General features: G+C 67.8%; 16 protein-coding genes and 2 tRNA genes. 17 read left to right on the top strand and 1 reads right to left on the bottom strand.

Annotation, left to right across the window (positions count from 1 at the left end):
* Window positions 1-24 precede the first annotated feature (24 nt).
* The 4 genes from BMY12_RS00300 to BMY12_RS00285 all read left to right on the top strand — a co-directional run bounded on the left by BMY12_RS00300 (window position 25) and on the right by BMY12_RS00285 (window position 2,611).
* Window positions 25-639 (top strand): ribonuclease T2 family protein, encoded by a 615-nt coding sequence (locus BMY12_RS00300; RefSeq protein ID WP_177188767.1) that lies wholly within the window; start codon window positions 25-27, stop codon window positions 637-639.
* 75 nt (window positions 640-714) lie between these two features.
* A tRNA-Ala gene (locus tag BMY12_RS00295) sits at window positions 715-790 on the top strand.
* 143 nt (window positions 791-933) lie between these two features.
* Window positions 934-1,009 (top strand) — tRNA-Glu (locus BMY12_RS00290).
* A gap of 162 nt (window positions 1,010-1,171) precedes the next feature.
* Window positions 1,172-2,611 (top strand): esterase-like activity of phytase family protein, encoded by a 1,440-nt coding sequence (locus BMY12_RS00285; protein ID WP_093280550.1) that lies wholly within the window; start codon window positions 1,172-1,174, stop codon window positions 2,609-2,611.
* Between the two features lie 56 nt (window positions 2,612-2,667).
* On the opposite strand, the gene BMY12_RS00280 is transcribed toward BMY12_RS00285, so the two are convergent.
* On the bottom strand, window positions 2,668-3,993 hold the full coding sequence (locus tag BMY12_RS00280) for a sigma-54 interaction domain-containing protein (protein WP_093280549.1): 1,326 nt from the start codon (window positions 3,991-3,993) through the stop codon (window positions 2,668-2,670).
* A 349-nt stretch (window positions 3,994-4,342) separates the two neighbouring features.
* On the opposite strand from BMY12_RS00280, the gene BMY12_RS00275 reads away from it, so the two are divergent.
* Genes BMY12_RS00275 through BMY12_RS00215 form a run of 13 tightly spaced genes read left to right on the top strand, consistent with a single transcriptional unit; the run spans window position 4,343 to window position 16,463 of the window.
* Window positions 4,343-4,573, top strand: coding sequence for a DUF3467 domain-containing protein (locus BMY12_RS00275; protein WP_177188766.1), 231 nt, complete (start codon window positions 4,343-4,345; stop codon window positions 4,571-4,573).
* A gap of 5 nt (window positions 4,574-4,578) precedes the next feature.
* Window positions 4,579-5,193 carry a Pvc16 family protein gene (locus BMY12_RS00270; RefSeq protein ID WP_093280547.1) on the top strand — a complete coding sequence of 205 codons (615 nt, stop codon included), beginning with the start codon at window positions 4,579-4,581 and terminating at the stop codon, window positions 5,191-5,193.
* Complete coding sequence (locus BMY12_RS00265; RefSeq protein ID WP_093280546.1) at window positions 5,190-6,044, top strand: hypothetical protein; 855 nt, start codon at window positions 5,190-5,192, stop codon at window positions 6,042-6,044. Before BMY12_RS00270 ends, BMY12_RS00265 begins: the two co-directional genes overlap by 4 nt.
* A gap of 31 nt (window positions 6,045-6,075) precedes the next feature.
* Window positions 6,076-7,983, top strand: coding sequence for a phage tail sheath family protein (locus BMY12_RS00260; protein ID WP_093280545.1), 1,908 nt, complete (start codon window positions 6,076-6,078; stop codon window positions 7,981-7,983).
* A gap of 29 nt (window positions 7,984-8,012) precedes the next feature.
* Window positions 8,013-8,462 (top strand): phage tail protein, encoded by a 450-nt coding sequence (locus tag BMY12_RS00255; protein WP_093280544.1) that lies wholly within the window; start codon window positions 8,013-8,015, stop codon window positions 8,460-8,462.
* Between the two features lie 13 nt (window positions 8,463-8,475).
* A complete protein-coding gene (locus BMY12_RS00250) occupies window positions 8,476-10,482 on the top strand; it encodes a phage tail sheath family protein (protein WP_177188765.1) in 2,007 nt (668 codons plus the stop codon).
* A gap of 3 nt (window positions 10,483-10,485) precedes the next feature.
* On the top strand, window positions 10,486-11,016 hold the full coding sequence (locus BMY12_RS00245) for a phage tail protein (RefSeq protein WP_093280542.1): 531 nt from the start codon (window positions 10,486-10,488) through the stop codon (window positions 11,014-11,016).
* Entirely contained in the window at window positions 11,013-12,227 is a 1,215-nt protein-coding gene (locus BMY12_RS00240; protein ID WP_093280538.1) for a CIS tube protein, read from the top strand. The genes BMY12_RS00245 and BMY12_RS00240 overlap by 4 nt, the downstream gene beginning before the upstream one ends.
* A gap of 15 nt (window positions 12,228-12,242) precedes the next feature.
* The gene (locus BMY12_RS00235; RefSeq protein WP_093280537.1) at window positions 12,243-12,428 is read left to right on the top strand and encodes a hypothetical protein; all 186 of its coding nucleotides are present in this window, start codon (window positions 12,243-12,245) and stop codon (window positions 12,426-12,428) included.
* 3 nt (window positions 12,429-12,431) lie between these two features.
* Window positions 12,432-13,532, top strand: a complete 1,101-nt coding sequence (locus BMY12_RS00230) for a phage late control D family protein (RefSeq protein WP_093280536.1) — start codon at window positions 12,432-12,434, stop codon at window positions 13,530-13,532.
* The gene (locus BMY12_RS00225; RefSeq protein WP_093280535.1) at window positions 13,529-14,185 is read left to right on the top strand and encodes a phage baseplate assembly protein V; all 657 of its coding nucleotides are present in this window, start codon (window positions 13,529-13,531) and stop codon (window positions 14,183-14,185) included. The genes BMY12_RS00230 and BMY12_RS00225 overlap by 4 nt, the downstream gene beginning before the upstream one ends.
* The gene (locus BMY12_RS00220; protein WP_093280534.1) at window positions 14,182-16,071 is read left to right on the top strand and encodes a hypothetical protein; all 1,890 of its coding nucleotides are present in this window, start codon (window positions 14,182-14,184) and stop codon (window positions 16,069-16,071) included. The genes BMY12_RS00225 and BMY12_RS00220 overlap by 4 nt, the downstream gene beginning before the upstream one ends.
* Complete coding sequence (locus BMY12_RS00215) at window positions 16,068-16,463, top strand: GPW/gp25 family protein (protein ID WP_093280533.1); 396 nt, start codon at window positions 16,068-16,070, stop codon at window positions 16,461-16,463. Before BMY12_RS00220 ends, BMY12_RS00215 begins: the two co-directional genes overlap by 4 nt.
* Window positions 16,464-16,468: the final 5 nt, after the last annotated feature.

The raw sequence follows: 16,468 nt of genomic DNA, 5'->3' as shown, positions 1-16,468 counted from the left end.
CTCATGCGCAAGCTTTGTTCCGCAATGCTGCTCGCCGCCGGGCTCGCGTCCGGCGGCGGCGCAGAGGCCGGCGGCACGCCCGGCCAGTTCGACTACTGGGTGCTGTCGCTGTCCTGGATTCCGGAGTTCTGCAAGATCGAACCCGGCGACTCGCAGTGCAAATACCCGAGCAATGGCTTCTATGTGCACGGCCTCTGGCCGCAGTATGAGCGCGGCTATCCGGCCTACTGCGCGCCGCGTGAACAGGTGCCCGAGGACATGGTCCTGCGCCTGCAGCCGATCATGCCCACGCGCGAGCTCATTCAGTATGAATGGAACAAGCACGGCAGCTGCTCCGGCCTGTCGCAGGAAGAGTATTTCATGCAGCTGGAGCGGGCACGGCGCGCCATCGCCATTCCCGAGCAGTATCAGGCGCCGGAGCAGTATCAGGTCGACAGCGCCTTCAACATCAAGCAGGCCTTCCTGGCGGTGAACCCCAGCTTCGACGATCAGTCGCTGGTGCTGCAGTGCCACGGCAAGTTCCTGCGGGAGGTGCGGGTGTGCTTCAACGCCGATCTGGAACCGCGTGCCTGTGGCCGCGACGTCGAGGACAAATGCCGCGACAAGATCACCATCCGCCCCGGTCGCAACATCGAATAAAACAAATATCGCGCGCCGCCAAAAAAACCCTTCCCAAGCCGGCGGCTTTGGTTATAATGCGCGCCCCTAGCGTGTGGGGCTATAGCTCAGCTGGGAGAGCGCTTGCATGGCATGCAAGAGGTCGTCGGTTCGATCCCGACTAGCTCCACCAAATGTTGTTCTTTAGTTGGTTCTGGTTTTTGTCGGGTGCAGTGGTGGTGTGCCGTCCTTGGCGCCTCCGCCTGCCACGCCCTCCATGGCGTGGCGACTCGGCAAACGCGAATGTCCACTGGACATTCGCAAGCGGTTCGCCTCGTCCCCATCGTCTAGAGGCCTAGGACATTACCCTTTCACGGTAAGTACCGGGGTTCGAATCCCCGTGGGGACGCCACTTCAAGTGGCGTTTTTTTTCGTCCGCTTTCTCCCCTTGCTCCTCCTTGCGCGATGCGGCAGCGGCGCGGCAATGCGGCTGCCCGTCAAATTGCCGTCATCACCGTCCCCGACACTGAACGGCTCATGCACTCCGGCATGAATTCACACGGGGGAATCTTTCATGAAGCACGGGACTCGTATGCTGCTGGGCGCCATGCTGCTCGGCGGCGGCGGTGCGGCACAGGCATCTGGTATCGATCTGCTTGCGGTGGGCAGCATCAGCGGCGCTTATGAAGACCTGGCCCGCGACAGCGCCACGGCGCTGGAAAACGGCATTCCCGGCAACCGCCTCGGCGGCATGGGCTCGGGCCTGGCCTACGCCGGCGGCAGCACCTTCCTCATGCTTCCGGATCGCGGCCCCAACGCCAAGGCCTACAACAGCGGCGTGGACGACACCGCCTCCTACATCCCGCGCTTCCATACCCTGAACCTGGCGCTCTCGCCCAGCGATGCCGGCGCGGCCCTGCCCTACACGCTGACGCCGATGCTGCAGAACACCACGCTGCTCTACAGCCGCACGCGCCTGGTCTATGGCAGCGGCAGCGCCTACGGCCTGGGCAACGGCGCCCCGGTGCTCAACGATGCGCGGCACTATTACTTCAGCGGCCGTTCCGACAACTACGATCCCGCGCAGCCTTCCAGCAATGCCGACAACGCGCGCCTGGATCCGGAAGGCATCCGCGTCTCGGCGCATGGCAACAGCGTGTTCATCTCCGACGAGTACGGCCCCTATGTCTACGAATTCGATCGTGACAGCGGCCAGCGTCGCAGCGCCTTCAAGCTGCCCGCCAAGTTTGCGGTGCGCACGCTCAGCGCCAAGGGCGACACCGAGATCGCCGGCAACAGCGCCGGCCGCGTCGCCAACAAGGGCATGGAAGGCCTGGCCATCTCGCCCAATGGCCGTTATCTGTTCGGCGCCATGCAGAGCCCGCTGCTGCAGGACGGTGGCACCAGCGCCGCCTACACGCGCATCGTGCGCATCGACACCCTCACCGGCGCCACGCAGGAATACGCCTATGAGCTGAGCAACATCGGCAGCCAGAACAAGCCCAAGTACCCGACGGTGAGCGAGGTGCTGGCGGTCAACGATCACCAGCTGCTGGTGGACGAGCGCGACGGCAAGGGCCTGGGCGATGATTCCAGCGCCGCCTACAAGCGCATCTATCTGATCGATCTCAATGGCGCGGTCACGGTGGACAAGCTGGTCGGCGCCGATCAGCTGGCCGGCAAGGCGCCGGCCAAGACCCTGTTCCTCGATGTGGTCGCGGCGCTCACGGCGCACGGCTTCGACGTCAAGGACATTCCCGCCAAGATCGAAGGCATCGCCTTCGGCCCGGACCTGCAGTCGGGCAACCGCACGCTGCACACGCTCTACGTCGCCAACGACAACGACTATCTAGCCAGCGTCACCGACGGCAACCATCCCGCCGGCGCCGAGAATCCGAACCGCATCTTCGTGTTCGGCTTCGAGGCCGCCAGCCTGCCCGGCTATCAGCCGCAGCAGATCGATGAACGCGGCGTGGATCCCTTCTGCCTGCTGCGCTCGCTGCAGAACCACTGAAGCACTCAGGACCGCGACCGGGTTTGCGCAAGCCACGCAAGCCCGGTCGTGCGCGTTCAGGTTTCGTGCTGCGTACCCAGCTGTGATTCGTAGACGCGCAGCTTGCGGTACAGCTTCATGCGCGACCATTGCAGCGCCCGCGCGGCCTCGGACTTGTTCCAGCCGCAACGCCGCAGCGCCGATTCCAGACAGCGCAGTTCGTCGAGCCCGCTGACCTGGCTCTGCCGCCAGCGCATCAGCTGCGTCGGCAGATCGTGGGCGCGCAGCTGACCGCCTTCGCAATTGATCAATGCCGATTCGATGGCATTGCGCAGCTCCCGGACATTGCCCGGCCAGTCGTGGGCACAGAGCACGGCGCGCGCGTCCTCGCCCAGCTGTGGCTTGGGGCGCTGCATCAGCCGCGAGATTTCGGCGACGAAATATTCGGCCAGCAAGGGCACGTCGCCGCTGCGCTCACGCAGCGCCGGCACCTGTACGGGCGCGACATTGAGCCGGAAGTAGAGATCACTGCGGAACTCGCCGCTGGCGCACAGCTGTTCCAGATTGCGGTGCGTGGCGGCAATCAGGCGCACATCGACGCGCTGCGGACGCGTGCCGCCGATGCGATAAAACTCCTGCCCTTCGATCACGCGCAGCACCTTGGCCTGCGCGGCCTTGGACATCTCGCCGATCTCGTCGAGAAACAGCGTGCCGCCGTCGGCGAGTTCGAACTTGCCCGCGGCGCTGGCGTGCGCGCCGGTATACGCACCACGCTCATGACCGAACAGCTCGGCCTCGATCAGGTTCTCCGGCAGCGCGGCGCAGTTGAGACTGACCATCGCCTGTGCGGCGCGACGGCTGCCGGCGTGAATGGCGCGTGCCACGCATTCCTTGCCGCTGCCGGTCTCGCCCTGAATCAGCACCGTGCTGTCGAAGGCGGCAACGCGCTCGATACGCCGGCGCAACTCGCGGATGCGCGGTGACTCGCCGCACAGCGGCGAAGGCTGCAGCACCTGTGCACCGGCCGCGGTCTTGACCGCCGCGCCGCCGACGATCAGCTCGCAGACGCGTTCGCGCTCGGCAGGCCAGGCCAGCACATCGGCCAGACCGCCGCGCAGCGCGGTGGCATACAGACGCGCATCCGGATCCGGATGAATCAGCAGCGCGCTGGCCGGCAGCTGTCGCGTGCCGCGCCGCGTCAGCAGGAAATCCGCCAGTTCCTCCGGCGGCTTGGCGGTCACCAGTGCATCACAGGCCGACAGCCGTCCCGCCGGTTCGCAGATCACCTTCACGCCACCACCGCGCCGATGCCGCAGCGCGCTGGCCACATCCTGTGCAATCACGGCGTCGCTGTGCGAGGCCGCCAGCAGCGTCACTCCTCCCGACCGGTGCTGCGCGTTCATGGGCTTTCCCCTTGTATTGGACTGCCCCCAACCCTGCGCCTTGATGCCGCTGCCGGTCTTTGCCGGCCGTTAATCCCCTGATGAACCAAAGCGCCGGGCGAACATAGCGCAATCGGCGAGCGCCCGGTAAGTCCTGTGTCTCACTTGAACTGAAACCCGCACCGTAACGACGTGTCTCGCCTTGTACCGCCGCCATCATCAGTTCTGGCGGATGTGTCTCGCCACGCTGTAACACGAGCCAAAGTCATGCCAGTAACGGCAGACGCAAGTGCTTGAGTGCATTGACAGCAAGCACCTGGCCCCGGGCTTGCGGCGCTGTATTGCAAATCACAAGACCCGGGGGTGGAGGGTGGCGCTATCAGACGAGTCCGTGGCGCGCTATGCCAATCACTTCCGGATTGGACACAACGCCAGTGAATTCATGATCGAGTTCGCACAACGCTACGAGGCCGGCGGCAAAACGCAGCTGGTGGCGCGCCTGGTGGTGACGCCGCAATCGGCGCGCGAGCTGCACAGCCTGCTCGGCGAAAGCCTGCGCGATCACGAAGCGCTGCCGGCGCGCGCGCGCCGCAAGTCCTGATCGCCATGTCCGGTTACGACGCCATCGCCAATGTCGGCAAGAGCATCGAGCGCCTGCTCGCACAGGCGTTCAGCGAACGTCCGCCGGTGTCAGGCAAGACCACGCGCGCGGTGCTGGTGAAGACCGACGATCTGATGCCGAAGAACACGCACACCGCCATCGGCCCTTACGCGCTGTCGATCTTTCTCTATCGCATCGACTTCAACAAGGCCATGCGCGCGGCCTGGTCGGCGGTGGGCACCGCCGACGGCAAGGGACATCTGGCGCTGGATCTGCATTACCTGCTCACCGCCTGGGCCGACAACGCCGAACACGAGCACATGATTCTCGGCCGCGCGATGCAGGCACTGGAGTACACGCCGGTACTGTCCGGGCCCCTGCTCTACGCGCAGGCCACGCCGCATCTGGCCGACGAGCCGCAGGCCGCGACCACCGAAGCGGTGCAGGTGCTGCTGGAGGAAATCTCCACCGAAGCGCTGATGCGCACCTTCGACTCGCTGCCCACCGACTACCGTCTCACCGTGCCTTATGTCGCGCGCGTGGTGCGCATCGACACGCCGCGTGCGCGCGCCGCGCTGCCGGTGATCGACGCACGCTTCCAGGAGCGCGTGAGCGCATGATTCCGCCCACGCCGCTGCTGAGCGAGGACAACACCGTCGCGGTCGGCGACTGGCGTCAGCGTCTGGCCCTGGGCATCCGCCTGATCGATGCGCAGAGCGGCGCCGGTGCCGGCGGTGCGCTGCGCGTGCAGCTGCAAGGCATCGGCGATTACGCCTGCGATCAGACCCTGATGGCGCATGGTCCCGACCGCCACGCCCTGCTCTATCGGGATCGCGCCGGCAAGCTGCTGGATCACGCCATCGCCAAGGGCTTGGGCTACGCGCATCTGCTGCGCATCGAGGCGCCGGGCCAGCGTCGCTACGTGCCGCGCCGTCTGCGCATCGCGCCGCTGCTCGCCGCGCAGCAGCCGGTGCTCAGCGGCGCCAACATCCGCGAAGCCTGGCTCTGGCCAGGCGCCGACTACCCGCTGTCGCCCGGCGTCACCGCCCTGCGCGGCCGCGTGCTGCGCGGGCCCAGCCTGAACAGCGCCAAGCCGATTCCCTGGCCGCGCGTGTATCTGACCCAGCCCGATACGCAGGCCAGCTTTGCCGCCGCCACCATCATTGCGCGCGGTCATGGCGATGAACGCGGCGAGTTCCTGCTCTGCGTGGATCGCAAGGCCGCACAAGGCGCGGCGCTGAACAGTCCCTTCGCGGCGCGCCTGTGGGCCTTCTTCGCGCCGCCCGCCGCGCCCGGCACCGCGCTCGACAGCCTGCTGCCGGTGGAAGACGCCGGCAGCTTCGCGCAGAGCGATCTGCTGCGCGGCCTGAGCGATCCGCCCGCTTACACGCAAAACATCTCGCGCGTCATCCCGCAGCTGCGTCTGGGCGAATGCCTGAGCGGCGACGGGACCACGCTTCTGTTCACCTGATTCGCCGTGGCTTTACCTAAGGAGATTCGCAATGCCTGAGTATCTTGCCCCTGGCGTCTACGTCGAAGAAGTCAGCTTCCGCTCGAAGTCGATCGAAGGCGTACCGACCAGCACCACCGGCTTTGCCGGCCTCACCCGCTTCGGCCCGGTGCAGTACGCGGGCGGCCCCTCCAGCACCGAGCCACGCCTGATCACCTCGTTCACGGAATTCGAGCGCGTCTACGGCGGCCTGGAGCCGCTGCAGATCGCCGGCGACGAGCGCGTGAATTATCTGGCGCATGCCGCGCGCGCCTTCTTCGCCAATGGCGGACAGCGCCTCTACGTCTCGCGCGTTTTCACCGACAACAACTCGCCGCCCACGCCGGACCCGGCCAGCGCCCACACCGCCTCGCTGCAGGTCACGCTGTCCGATGGCAGCAAGGCCACCTGGCGCGCGCGCTGGCCCGGCGCCTACGGCAATGCACTGGTGGATGTGCGCCTGAGCCGCAGCAAGAATCTGGCGTTCAAGTATTCGGCCGATCCCAGCGACATCCTCAACCGCGCCAGCTGGGGCGTGCAGCTGCAGCGTGTGAAGAACGGCTCGGTGATCGAGCTGATCCGGCCGCTGCCGGCGGACCTGAGCACCCTGCCCAAGAGCAATGACCCGCTCACCGAATCCAGGCTCTATGTGGTGAGCGTGGACAGCAATGGCCAGCAGCGTTTCTACAGCAGCGCCGGCGGACCGGCGGCGGCGCTGCCCGATGACCTGGGCAATATGCAGGTGTATCTGGTGGAGATGGCGGTGCAGGTCTATGCCGACAACGGCCGCCTGGACAGCTACACCGAACTGGCGGCGCATCCCGATCAGCATCGCCACATCGGCAAGGTGCTGGAAGCCGATCATCCGGAGGACGAGAACGCCATCGTCTGGCTGGACTGGACGCCCGATCTCACCACCGATCCGTTTGCACCGGCGCGGCTGATGAAGGCACTGCGCGACGCGCCCAAGCGCCTCGCCGGCGGCAATGACGGCACGGCGGTGCCGGGCCCGGCGAGCTTCGAAGGCGCCGATGCCGATCCCGATCACGCCGAGGTCAAGGCCACCGGCCTCAAGGCCCTGGGCGAGATCGATGACATCGCCATCGTTGCCATGCCCGACATGTCCGGCTTTGCCAGCGACGATCTGATCATCGACGCCGCCGGCCGCCTGATCGCGCACGCCGAGACCGCGCGCTACCGCATCGCCGTGGTGGACGGCCCGAAGAACAGCTCGATCACCCAGATCCGTGAATTCCGCGGCAAGTTCGACAGCAGCTATGCCGCGCTCTATCACCCCTGGATCGAAATCCTCGATCCGCTGGTGCCCACCGCACCGGGCATTCCGCCGCGCAAGCTGCTGCTGCCGCCCTCGGGTTTCGTCTGCGGCATCTACGCGCGCAGCGACATCCAGCGCGGCGTGCACAAGGCGCCGGCCAACGAGGTGGTGCGCGGCCTCACGCGCTTCGAGGCCAACATCAACAAGCCGCGCCAGGACGTGCTCAACCCTGAAGGCGTGAACTGCCTGCGCTTCTTCGAAGGGCGCGGCTCGCGGGTCTGGGGCGCACGCACCATGAGCTCCGATCCGGAATGGAAGTACGTGAACGTGCGGCGCCTGTTCATCTACCTGGAGCACTCGCTGGACAAGGCCACGCAATGGGCGGTGTTCGAACCCAACAACGACCGCCTGTGGAAGAACATCCGCCAGACCATCGAGGACTTCCTGCTGGTGCTGTGGCGTGACGGTGCGCTGATCGGCGAGAAGCCCGAGCAGGCCTACTTCGTGCGCTGCGACCGCAGCACCATGACCCAGAACGATCTCGACAACGGTCGCATGATCTGTCTGGTCGGCATCGCGCCCTCGCGTCCGGCCGAGTACGTGATCTTCCGCGTCGGCCAGTGGACCGCCGACGCCAAGGCCTGAGGCTTACCAACTGCTAGGAGCACGACGCAATGGCCACGCAACGCGACAACCCTTACGGCGCCTTCAACTTCCTGGTCTCGCTCGGCAGCGGCGACGAGACCAGCGTGGTCGCCGGTTTCTCCGATGCCAGCGGTCTGGGCACGGAAATCAACTACTCCGAATACCGCAACGGCAACGAGTCCTTCAACACCGTGCGCAAGATCGCCAACACCTTCAAGCAGGAGGATGTGACGCTCAAGCGCGGCCTGGTGGGCTCCACCGACCTGTTCGCCTGGATGAAGAAGGTGCGTGAAGGCGGCGACGACAAGCGCCAGGTCACCATCACCCTGCTCGATGAGGCACGCGCGCCGGTGGCCTCCTTCCGTCTGCGCAATGCCCAGCCCAAGAAATGGGTGGGCCCGACCCTGGCCGCCAAGGGCGGCGGCGAGGTGGCGATGGAAGAGCTGCATCTGGTGCACGAAGGCATCACCTACGAATAAGAACCTGCCGCTCATGCTCGTCTCCGCCCGCCTGCCGCTCGGCGCGCCCGGCATCTACACCTTGCCGGAGCGCAGCGCACCGCGCCTGTCCGCGCAGCGCATGGATGTCTGCGCCTTCGTCGGCGTGGCGCCGCGCGGCCCGGCCTATGTGCCGCTGGTGGATCAGTCGCATGCCGATGGCGCAGCGATGATGCGCGAGTTCGCGCGCCCGCGAAAACGCAGCGTGGCGGTGGCGGTGAACAGCTTCGATGAGTACCGCCGCCTCTACGGCACTTACGAAGGGCCGGGCTTTCTGCCTCATGCGGTGGCGAGCTTCTTCGAGCAGGGCGGCAAGCGCGCCTACATCGTGCGCATCGTGCACGCGCAGCCGCCAGCCACGCCGCCGCTGAGCGCACCGGATCATCTGCAGAAGCTCGCCCTGCATCGTCTCGATGGTCTGCTCGCCGCCAACCGCAGCCTGGGCTTCTACGCGCGCAATGAAGGCAGCTGGGGCGACGGCCTGCAGATCGAGCTGCGCTTCGCCGCGCGCGGCCTGGCCTGCCGCAATGAAGCCGGCGGGCTGAGCCTGGCGCGCAACACCCAGCTCTGCGCCGGCAGCCTGCTGCGGCTCTGGTATGCGGGCGCCGATCCGGAGCTGCGCTGGTGCCGTGGCCTGAGCCAGCGGCGCGATGCCGACGGTCCGGGTTCACGCTGGCTGATCCAGTTCGACGCACCGCTGGCGCTCACGCCCGAGCGGGTCGAGGTGATCGAAGCCAGCCTCATGCTGCGCGACGCCGCCGGCTATCGCGAAACGCACTCGCAGCTGGGCCTGACGCCCGCGCATCCGCGCTATCTGGCCGATGTGCTCTGCAATGAGTCGGAGCTGGTCTGGCCGCATTACGACTGGGCGGCGGCCGAACTGCTGCCGGCCAGCGCCAACTGCGAGGCGCTGCGCGGCACGGCGGTTCTGCAGACAGCCGGTGTCGATGATTACGAAAACATCGTCATCGATGATTTCTTCGATACCAACTGGTCGGCCGCCGAGGAGCAGCCGGGCGAAGGCCTCTGCTGTCTGGCGCAGCTGAGCGATCTGACGCAGCTGCTGGTGCCGGACCTGTACCTGCCCGCGCAATGGGCGCGGCAGGGCAGCACCGCGCAGGCCGATCCCGCCAGTGCCGGCGGCGTGTTCGCCAGCTGCGTGAGTGTGGGCCAGACCGTGAGCACCGCCGCGGCGCCGGCCCTGCTCCAGAAGCTGGTGCTGGATCCGCGCAACAGCACCGAGCTGGATGAAATCATCCGTCGCCAGCAGCAGATCATCGACTTCTGCGAGCAGACGCATGATCTGATTGCCCTGCTGGATGTACCGCCGGGGCTGTCGCAGCAGCAGGCCGAGCGCTGGCGCGCGCGCTTCGACAGCGCCTGGGCCGCCGCCTATCACCCCTGGCTGCTGACGCCGCAGGGCGGCAGCGACACGCCGCGGCGCATCCCGCCCAGCGCCACCGCCGCCGGCCTGATTGCGCGCAAGGAGCTGGCGCGCGGCATCGCACACGGTCCGGCCAATGAGCTGGCGGCGGAGATCGTGTCGTTTGCGGAAAGCGTGCCCGCGCAGCGCGCCGAGGTCTTTCATCCCCTGCATCTGAACTGTTACCGCCGCGAGTGCGACGGCATTTATCTGATCGCGGCGCGCACGCTCTCGCAGGACCCGCAGTGGCGGCAGCTTTCGGTGCGGCGCCTGGTGCTGATGCTGCGCCGGACCCTGCTGCAGGAGACGCAGTGGGCGGTGTTCGAACCCAACGGCCCCAAGCTCTGGCGTGATCTGCAGCGCGCCATCGAAAACCTGCTGCGCCAGCTGTTCCGCCTGGGCGCCTTTGCCGGTGCCACCGAGGCCGAATCCTTCTTCGTGCGCCTGCGCCATGACACGCGCAACCAGGATCGCGGCGAGCTGATCGCCGAGATCGGCGTGGCGCCGGCCGAACCCATCGAATTCATTCTGCTGAGCCTGCGCCGCAGCGGCGACGGCACGCTGAGCCTGGAGGAATAGCCGGTGGAACAGCTGCTGCCCGCCTTCAAGTTTGAAGTGAGCCTGATCCGCGCCGCCACGCTGGTCTCCGGCGCGCAGGCCCTGGACGCGGCGCCACCGGCACCGAGTGGCGGCGATCTGCTGGGCAATGGCGGTTTCCAGGAATGCGCGGGTCTGGAGATCGAGATGGACGTGCAGGAATACCAGGAAGGCGGACGCAACAACGGCGTGATCAAGCGCGCCGGGCGCGGCAAGTTTCCGCTGCTGGTGCTCAAGCGCGGCATGTTCTTCGAAGACGCGGGCCAGGCCAATGTCGAGCTGTGGCGCTGGATGCAGGCCACCATCAGCGGCGTGCGGCCCATCGTGCGCTACGACGGCCTGATCTATGTGAAGAGCGCCGAAGGCGAGGTGCGCGCCACCTGGGTGTTCGAGCGCGGCCTGCCGGCCAAGATCAAGGGCCCGGAACTCAATGGCAAGACCGGCGAGCTGGCCATCGAAGAACTCAGCATCGCGCATGAAGGCCTGCATCTGCTGCTGCCGGGAGCCGGCGCATGAGCGGCGGTCTGGTCAAGGCGCAGCTCTGCGAAGTCTCCGGCGATGATCGCGGCCGCGAGATCGGCACGCCCATCGATGTGCAGTTCAATCCCACCACGCTGCGCGTGGCGATCAGCAACAAGTCCGCCGGTGGTCAGCAGGGCGGCAGCCAGGCGCGGCAGAGTCCGGGCACCGGCGAAATCTCGGTGAGCTTCGATCTGGTCTTCGACAGCGCCGACGAAGGCGAAACCGACACGCCGGTGCCGGTCACCCGCAAGACCCAGATCGTGGAGAAGTTCGTGCGGCCGCCCAGCGGCGGCAGTGCCTCCGCCGCACCGCCGCGCGTGCAGTTCAAATGGGGCAGCTTCCTGGTGCAGGGCATCATGGAAAGCGCCAACATCGATCTGGATCTGTTCGCGCAGGACGGCACGCCGCTGCGCGCCAAGGTCGCGGTCTCGATCAAGGGCCAGGATCCGAGCTATCGCTACGATCCCATCGTCTCCGGCGGCGGCCCCAGCGCGCAGCCACCGCCCGGGCCCAGGGACTCGCCACCCGGCGCGCCCGGCACGCGCGGCGGCGCCCCCACGCCCTCGCAGGTGGTGCCGGCCCTGCCCGGCGAAAGCCTGCAGCAGCTCGCCGCGCGCAAGGGCCTGGACCCCAATGCCTGGCGCGCGCTGGCCGATGGCATCGCCAATCCGCTGTCGCTCGCAGACGGTGTGGAAGTGGCCTTGCCCGGCGCACTGCGCGGCAGCAGCGGCGTGGCCAGAAGCAACAGCGCCGCGGCGCGGCCCGATCCCAGCGCCGGTCTGCCCCTGGTGCAGAGCGCGGCCCTGCCCGACGCCGGCAATGCCCCGCTGAGCCGGAAAAGCAGCGATGCCCTGGGCAGCGCGCAGAGCCTCGCGCGTCAGGGCGGTGTGAACGCCAGCATCGCGCAGGTCCGGGGCGCCGCACAGACCCGCGCGGTGGGCGCCAGCTTCCAGGCTTTCGGCATCGCGCAGAGCGCGCCCGCCAGCGATCCCGATGCCGGCGCCAATCTGCGTCCCTATGGCAGCGGCGTGCCGCTGCGCGCCACACGCGGCGCCGCCGGCAGCAGCGCACCGAGCAGCAGTGATCCCAGCGTGCCGTCCTGGCAAGCCCTGCCGCCGCGCCGCAGCAGCCCCGTGCGCGCGCCCGGCAGCAGCAAACCGCGCGACAACTGCCGCTGCCGCTGCAGCGACAAGCCCAAGCGCTGAACGGAGCCGCTGACCATGCCCGTGCATATCGGTGAGGTGAATTCAGACATCAGCGTGGAGGCGCCGCGCGGTGATGGTGCGGCGGGCGGCGCGGCGGCCGCGCCGCTGCCGGCGCTCAGCGAGCAGCAGCGCGCGCAGCTGCTGCGGGAGCTGCGCCGGCAGCTGCAGGCGCGCTACGCCGACCACGATCAGGACGATTGAGCCATGGCCGACGCCAGCAGCCCGCTCTACGACAGTACCCGTCCGCAGTTCTTCATCGCCGGCCGCGAGCATGAGGAGCTTGCCCGCGATGCGCAGAGCCTGGAGATCGAAGAGGACGGCTGCGGCCTGAAGCGCCTGCGCCTGTCGCTGGGCGCCATCGGCCCGCAGCGCGGTGTGCCGGATGAAACCCTGCTCTATCTCGATGGCCGCATTCTCGACTACGGCACCGAGATTCAGGTGTCCATGGGCCCGCACGCGCAATCGCGCACCGTGTTCAAGGGCCGGCTCAGCAGTCTGGCGCTCAGCGCCACGCAGGGCAGCGTGCCGGAAGTGCGCATCTGCGCCGAGGACGCGCTGATGGACTTTCGCATGACCCGGCGCTTCAAGACCTACGAAAACCTGCGCGATGCCGAAATCGCCGAACAGCTGGCCAGCGAGCACGGCCTGCGCGCGGCCGCCGATGCCGAAGGCCCCACGCACGCGCTGGTGCAGCAGTGGAACCAGACCGACCTGGCCTTTCTGCGCGAGCGCGCGCAGCGCATCGGCGCGCAGCTCTGGATCGACGACGGCACCCTGCACTTCTCCTCGCGCACGCAGCGCGCCGCCAGCGCACCGCGCCTGACCCTGGTGCAGGGCAACGAGCTGCTGGCCCTGGAGATCAGCGCCGACCTCGCGCATCAGCGCAGCAGCGTGCATGCCAGCGGTTACGACGAGATCGCCAAGGCGCAGATCGACGAGTCGGCACAGGCCAGCGACATCGCCGGCGAGGCGGCGGGTCATCGTCATGGCATCGAGGTGCTGGAGCGCGCCTTCGGCACGCGCGACAGCTACCGCGTGAACGACGTGCCCTTCGCCGGCGAGCAGGCGCAGAGCTGGGCACGCGCCGCGCTGCAGGCGCGCGCACGCAGCTTCGTGCAGGTGCGCGGCATCACCACGGGCTCTCCGACCATGACCGTGGGCGCGACGCTCGAACTGCAGCGCGTCGGCGCGCTGTTCGAAGGCGGCGATTACATCGTCACCCAGCTGCGCCATCAGTACGACACCAGCAGCGGCTTTCGCACGCAGTTCTGCGCCGAGCGCTGCTATCTGGGGAACGCGACATGAATGCGCCGCTGGCCGTGGAACGCAAGCGCTGGTTCGGCCTGTATCCGGCACTGGTCGCCGATCTGGTCGATCCGGATGGCCGTGGCCGCATCAAGGTGCGCTTCCCCGGCTTCGGCGAGGCCGGCGCGGAAGTGTTCGCCTGGGCCACGCTGCTCACGCCCTATGCCGATCAGGATCAGGGCCTGCAGATTCTTCCCGAGGTGGACAGCCAGGTGGTGATCGCCTTTGAGGCCGGCGATCCGATGCGGCCCTACATCGTCGGCGCCTGCTGGAACGGCCAGGCCACGCTGCCGCAGAACGCCGAGGCCGCCAACAACAAGCGCACGCTCAAGACCCGCAGCGGCAGCCAGCTGGAATTCGACGATACCGAGGGCGCGGCCAGGATCACCCTGTCGATGCAGAGCGGGCATCAGCTGGTGCTGGACGATGCCGCGCAGGAGGTGACCTTCACGCACAGCAATGGCTGCATCCTGAAGATGAATGCCGCCGGCCAGGTCACGCTCAATGCCAATGTCTCGGTGGATGTCACCGCGCCGCTGATCAATCTCAAGTCGCCGATGGTGAAGGCCGACAGCGTGGTTCAGTGCAGCACCCTGATCGCCAACTCGGTGGTGTCCTCCAGCTACACGCCGGGCGCGGGGAACATCTGGTGAACGCGCCCCTCACGCAGAGCCATCGCTGGCAGCTGGTCGCGCCCTGGTATCGCTGGACGCGTGCCGCGCTGCCCGGCGACGGACGCTGCAGCGCGCCGGTGCTGCAGAAATTCGCCGGCACCGATTTCATCGAAAGCTTCCTGGCGCGGCCGCAGCATTCCCTGGTCTTCGATGCGCAGACCGATGTGGTCTCGCGCCTGGACGCCGCCGGCAATGCCACGCGCTGGGCCAGCCGCCTGGCCAGCAAGCTGCGCTTCGCCCTGCCCCTGCAGAAAGTGCTGGGCCTGCCGGCCGCCGTGCCGGCTGCAGCGGCGCCGGGCAAGGCCGCACAGGACGCGGCGGCGCAGGCGCAGGCCAAGGCCGAAATCGCGGCCGCACGCCTGGCGCCGAGTGCGCTGCGCAAGCTGTTCCTGCCCGCGCACGACCGGCATTACCTGATCGTCTGCGAGCTGCACTGCGAAAGCGCCGGCTTTCCCAGCGTGCCCAGACAGAAAGTCTGTCAGGCCGGCTTCGTGATCCGCCGCCGCCTGCTGCCGATACCCGCCGCGCTGCAGGCGCAGGCGCAAGCGAAGAACGAGGCATTGATCCAGGCCGAGGCCGCGCTCGCCGATCTGGAAGCGCTGGACGAGACGCTGCCGCCGGTGCCGGCGCAAAGCGATGCCGCGCGCTATGCCGCGAGTGTCGCGCAGCGCGCGAGTGAAGAAGCCAATCGCGAAGCCAGGCGCCGCGCGCTGGCTGGCGCGCAGGACTGGCGCGAGTATCTGGAGGCACAGCGCGCCAGCCTGGCGCAGCAGCGCGAGGAGCTGCAGCAATGGTTCATCGAACAGAAGCTCGATGCGCAGCTGCAGGCCTGGCTGCCCGATGCCGAGCATGGCGGCATGCGCTGGCAGACCCTTTCGCCCGAGCAGATCCACGCCGACAGCACGCACCATCTGGGCGAGCGCTTCTATCCGCTGCTGCCGCTGGTGCCCGACCCGCGTGATGCCGCGCACGATGCGGCCGGCCGCACGATCTACTTCGGCGTGGTGCCCACGGTGCTGGCCGAGCACGACCCCGATGGCCAGGCCTGCTTCGATTCGCACAGCACCTACGAGATCCGCTGCTTCGTGCGCCGTCACGATGTCACGCGCCTGCGCAAGGGGGTGCCGGACTGCTGCGGCAGCGTCACCTGGAGCCTGCCCAGCGAGCCGTATCGCCTGGCCCCGCCCTTCGATCTGATCGGCAGCTCGCAGCGGCCGATCAGTATCCAGATGCCGGATCTGCGCGAGCTGGCGGCGCAGGTGGCCTCGCGGCCGCGCGGCAAGTTCTCGCCGGTGAAATTCCTGCAGCCACAGCACCTGTCGCCCTCCGTCAAAGCCGGCACCGCCAGCGGCGGCATGATGGGCGGCGCGGCGATCTGCTTCTTCTCGATTCCGCTGATCACCCTGATTGCGATGTTCGTGCTGAATCTGTTTCTGCCCATCGTGGTGCTGATCTTCAATCTCTGGTTCCTGCTGGCGCTGCGCTTCTGCATCCCGCCGCAGATCGAGGTGGGCGGCGGCATCAGCGCCGACATCGCCGCGCAGCCGCCGGGCGTGGACTTCAATGCCGCGCTCGGCGTGGAGATCAATGGCGTGATGGTCGGCGCCGCCGATCTGCATGCGCAGCTCAAGGACGATCTCAAGCTGCAGCTGATCGCCGAAGGCTTTCCCGGCGCCGAAGCCGGCAGCGGCCTGGACAGCGTGGACAACGCGCAGCTGGCGGCGCTGGCACAGAGCTATGACGATGCCGCGCGTCTGCCCGCTGCGCCGGAAGAAGCGCCGGCGAGCCTGGGCACGCCTGAGCCGCTGATCTACGAGCCGACGCGCATCGCGCAGTGGCAGCTGAACCCGGGAGGCCGCGGATGAGCGCCGGGGATCGTCTGGAACTGCTCGGCCGCGGCCAGGGCCTGCCGCTGTTTCCGCTGGAAGGCGGGCGCATGGCGCGCGTGGAAGGACCGGAGAAGGTGCGCCAGTCCATCTTCATCATTCTCGACACCGAGCCCGGCGAGCGCGTGATGCTGCCGGAGTTCGGCTGCGGCCTGCGCCGCTTCCTGATGCAGCCCAACAACGGCGCCACGCGCGCGCAGATCGAGCGCGAGGTGCGTCTGGCCCTGCAGCGCTGGGAGCCGCGCATCCAGCTGGAGCAGGTGGACGTGCTGCCCGGCGCGGATGCCGCGCTGATCCAGATCGATGTGCAGTACCTGCACGTCTACAGCGGCCGTCGCGATTCCCTGGTTTACCCCTTCTACCTGGAGTGATGCGC

It is taken from the genome of Solimonas aquatica (assembly GCF_900111015.1).
GTDB lineage: Bacteria > Pseudomonadota > Gammaproteobacteria > Nevskiales > Nevskiaceae > Solimonas > Solimonas aquatica.
This window is presented reverse-complemented; position numbering and strand designations above follow the sequence as displayed.

Coding starts and splice junctions, on each gene's coding strand:
- BMY12_RS00265 (WP_093280546.1), top strand. CDS start 5,190: ATGATTCCGCCCACGCCGCTGCTGAGCGAGGACAACACCGTCGCGGTC.
- BMY12_RS00285 (WP_093280550.1), top strand. CDS start 1,172: ATGAAGCACGGGACTCGTATGCTGCTGGGCGCCATGCTGCTCGGCGGC.
- BMY12_RS00280 (WP_093280549.1), bottom strand. CDS start 3,993: ATGAACGCGCAGCACCGGTCGGGAGGAGTGACGCTGCTGGCGGCCTCG.
- BMY12_RS00225 (WP_093280535.1), top strand. CDS start 13,529: ATGAATGCGCCGCTGGCCGTGGAACGCAAGCGCTGGTTCGGCCTGTAT.
- BMY12_RS00300 (WP_177188767.1), top strand. CDS start 25: ATGCTGCTCGCCGCCGGGCTCGCGTCCGGCGGCGGCGCAGAGGCCGGC.
- BMY12_RS00215 (WP_093280533.1), top strand. CDS start 16,068: ATGAGCGCCGGGGATCGTCTGGAACTGCTCGGCCGCGGCCAGGGCCTG.
- BMY12_RS00230 (WP_093280536.1), top strand. CDS start 12,432: ATGGCCGACGCCAGCAGCCCGCTCTACGACAGTACCCGTCCGCAGTTC.
- BMY12_RS00250 (WP_177188765.1), top strand. CDS start 8,476: ATGCTCGTCTCCGCCCGCCTGCCGCTCGGCGCGCCCGGCATCTACACC.
- BMY12_RS00260 (WP_093280545.1), top strand. CDS start 6,076: ATGCCTGAGTATCTTGCCCCTGGCGTCTACGTCGAAGAAGTCAGCTTC.
- BMY12_RS00255 (WP_093280544.1), top strand. CDS start 8,013: ATGGCCACGCAACGCGACAACCCTTACGGCGCCTTCAACTTCCTGGTC.
- BMY12_RS00240 (WP_093280538.1), top strand. CDS start 11,013: ATGAGCGGCGGTCTGGTCAAGGCGCAGCTCTGCGAAGTCTCCGGCGAT.
- BMY12_RS00235 (WP_093280537.1), top strand. CDS start 12,243: ATGCCCGTGCATATCGGTGAGGTGAATTCAGACATCAGCGTGGAGGCG.
- BMY12_RS00270 (WP_093280547.1), top strand. CDS start 4,579: ATGTCCGGTTACGACGCCATCGCCAATGTCGGCAAGAGCATCGAGCGC.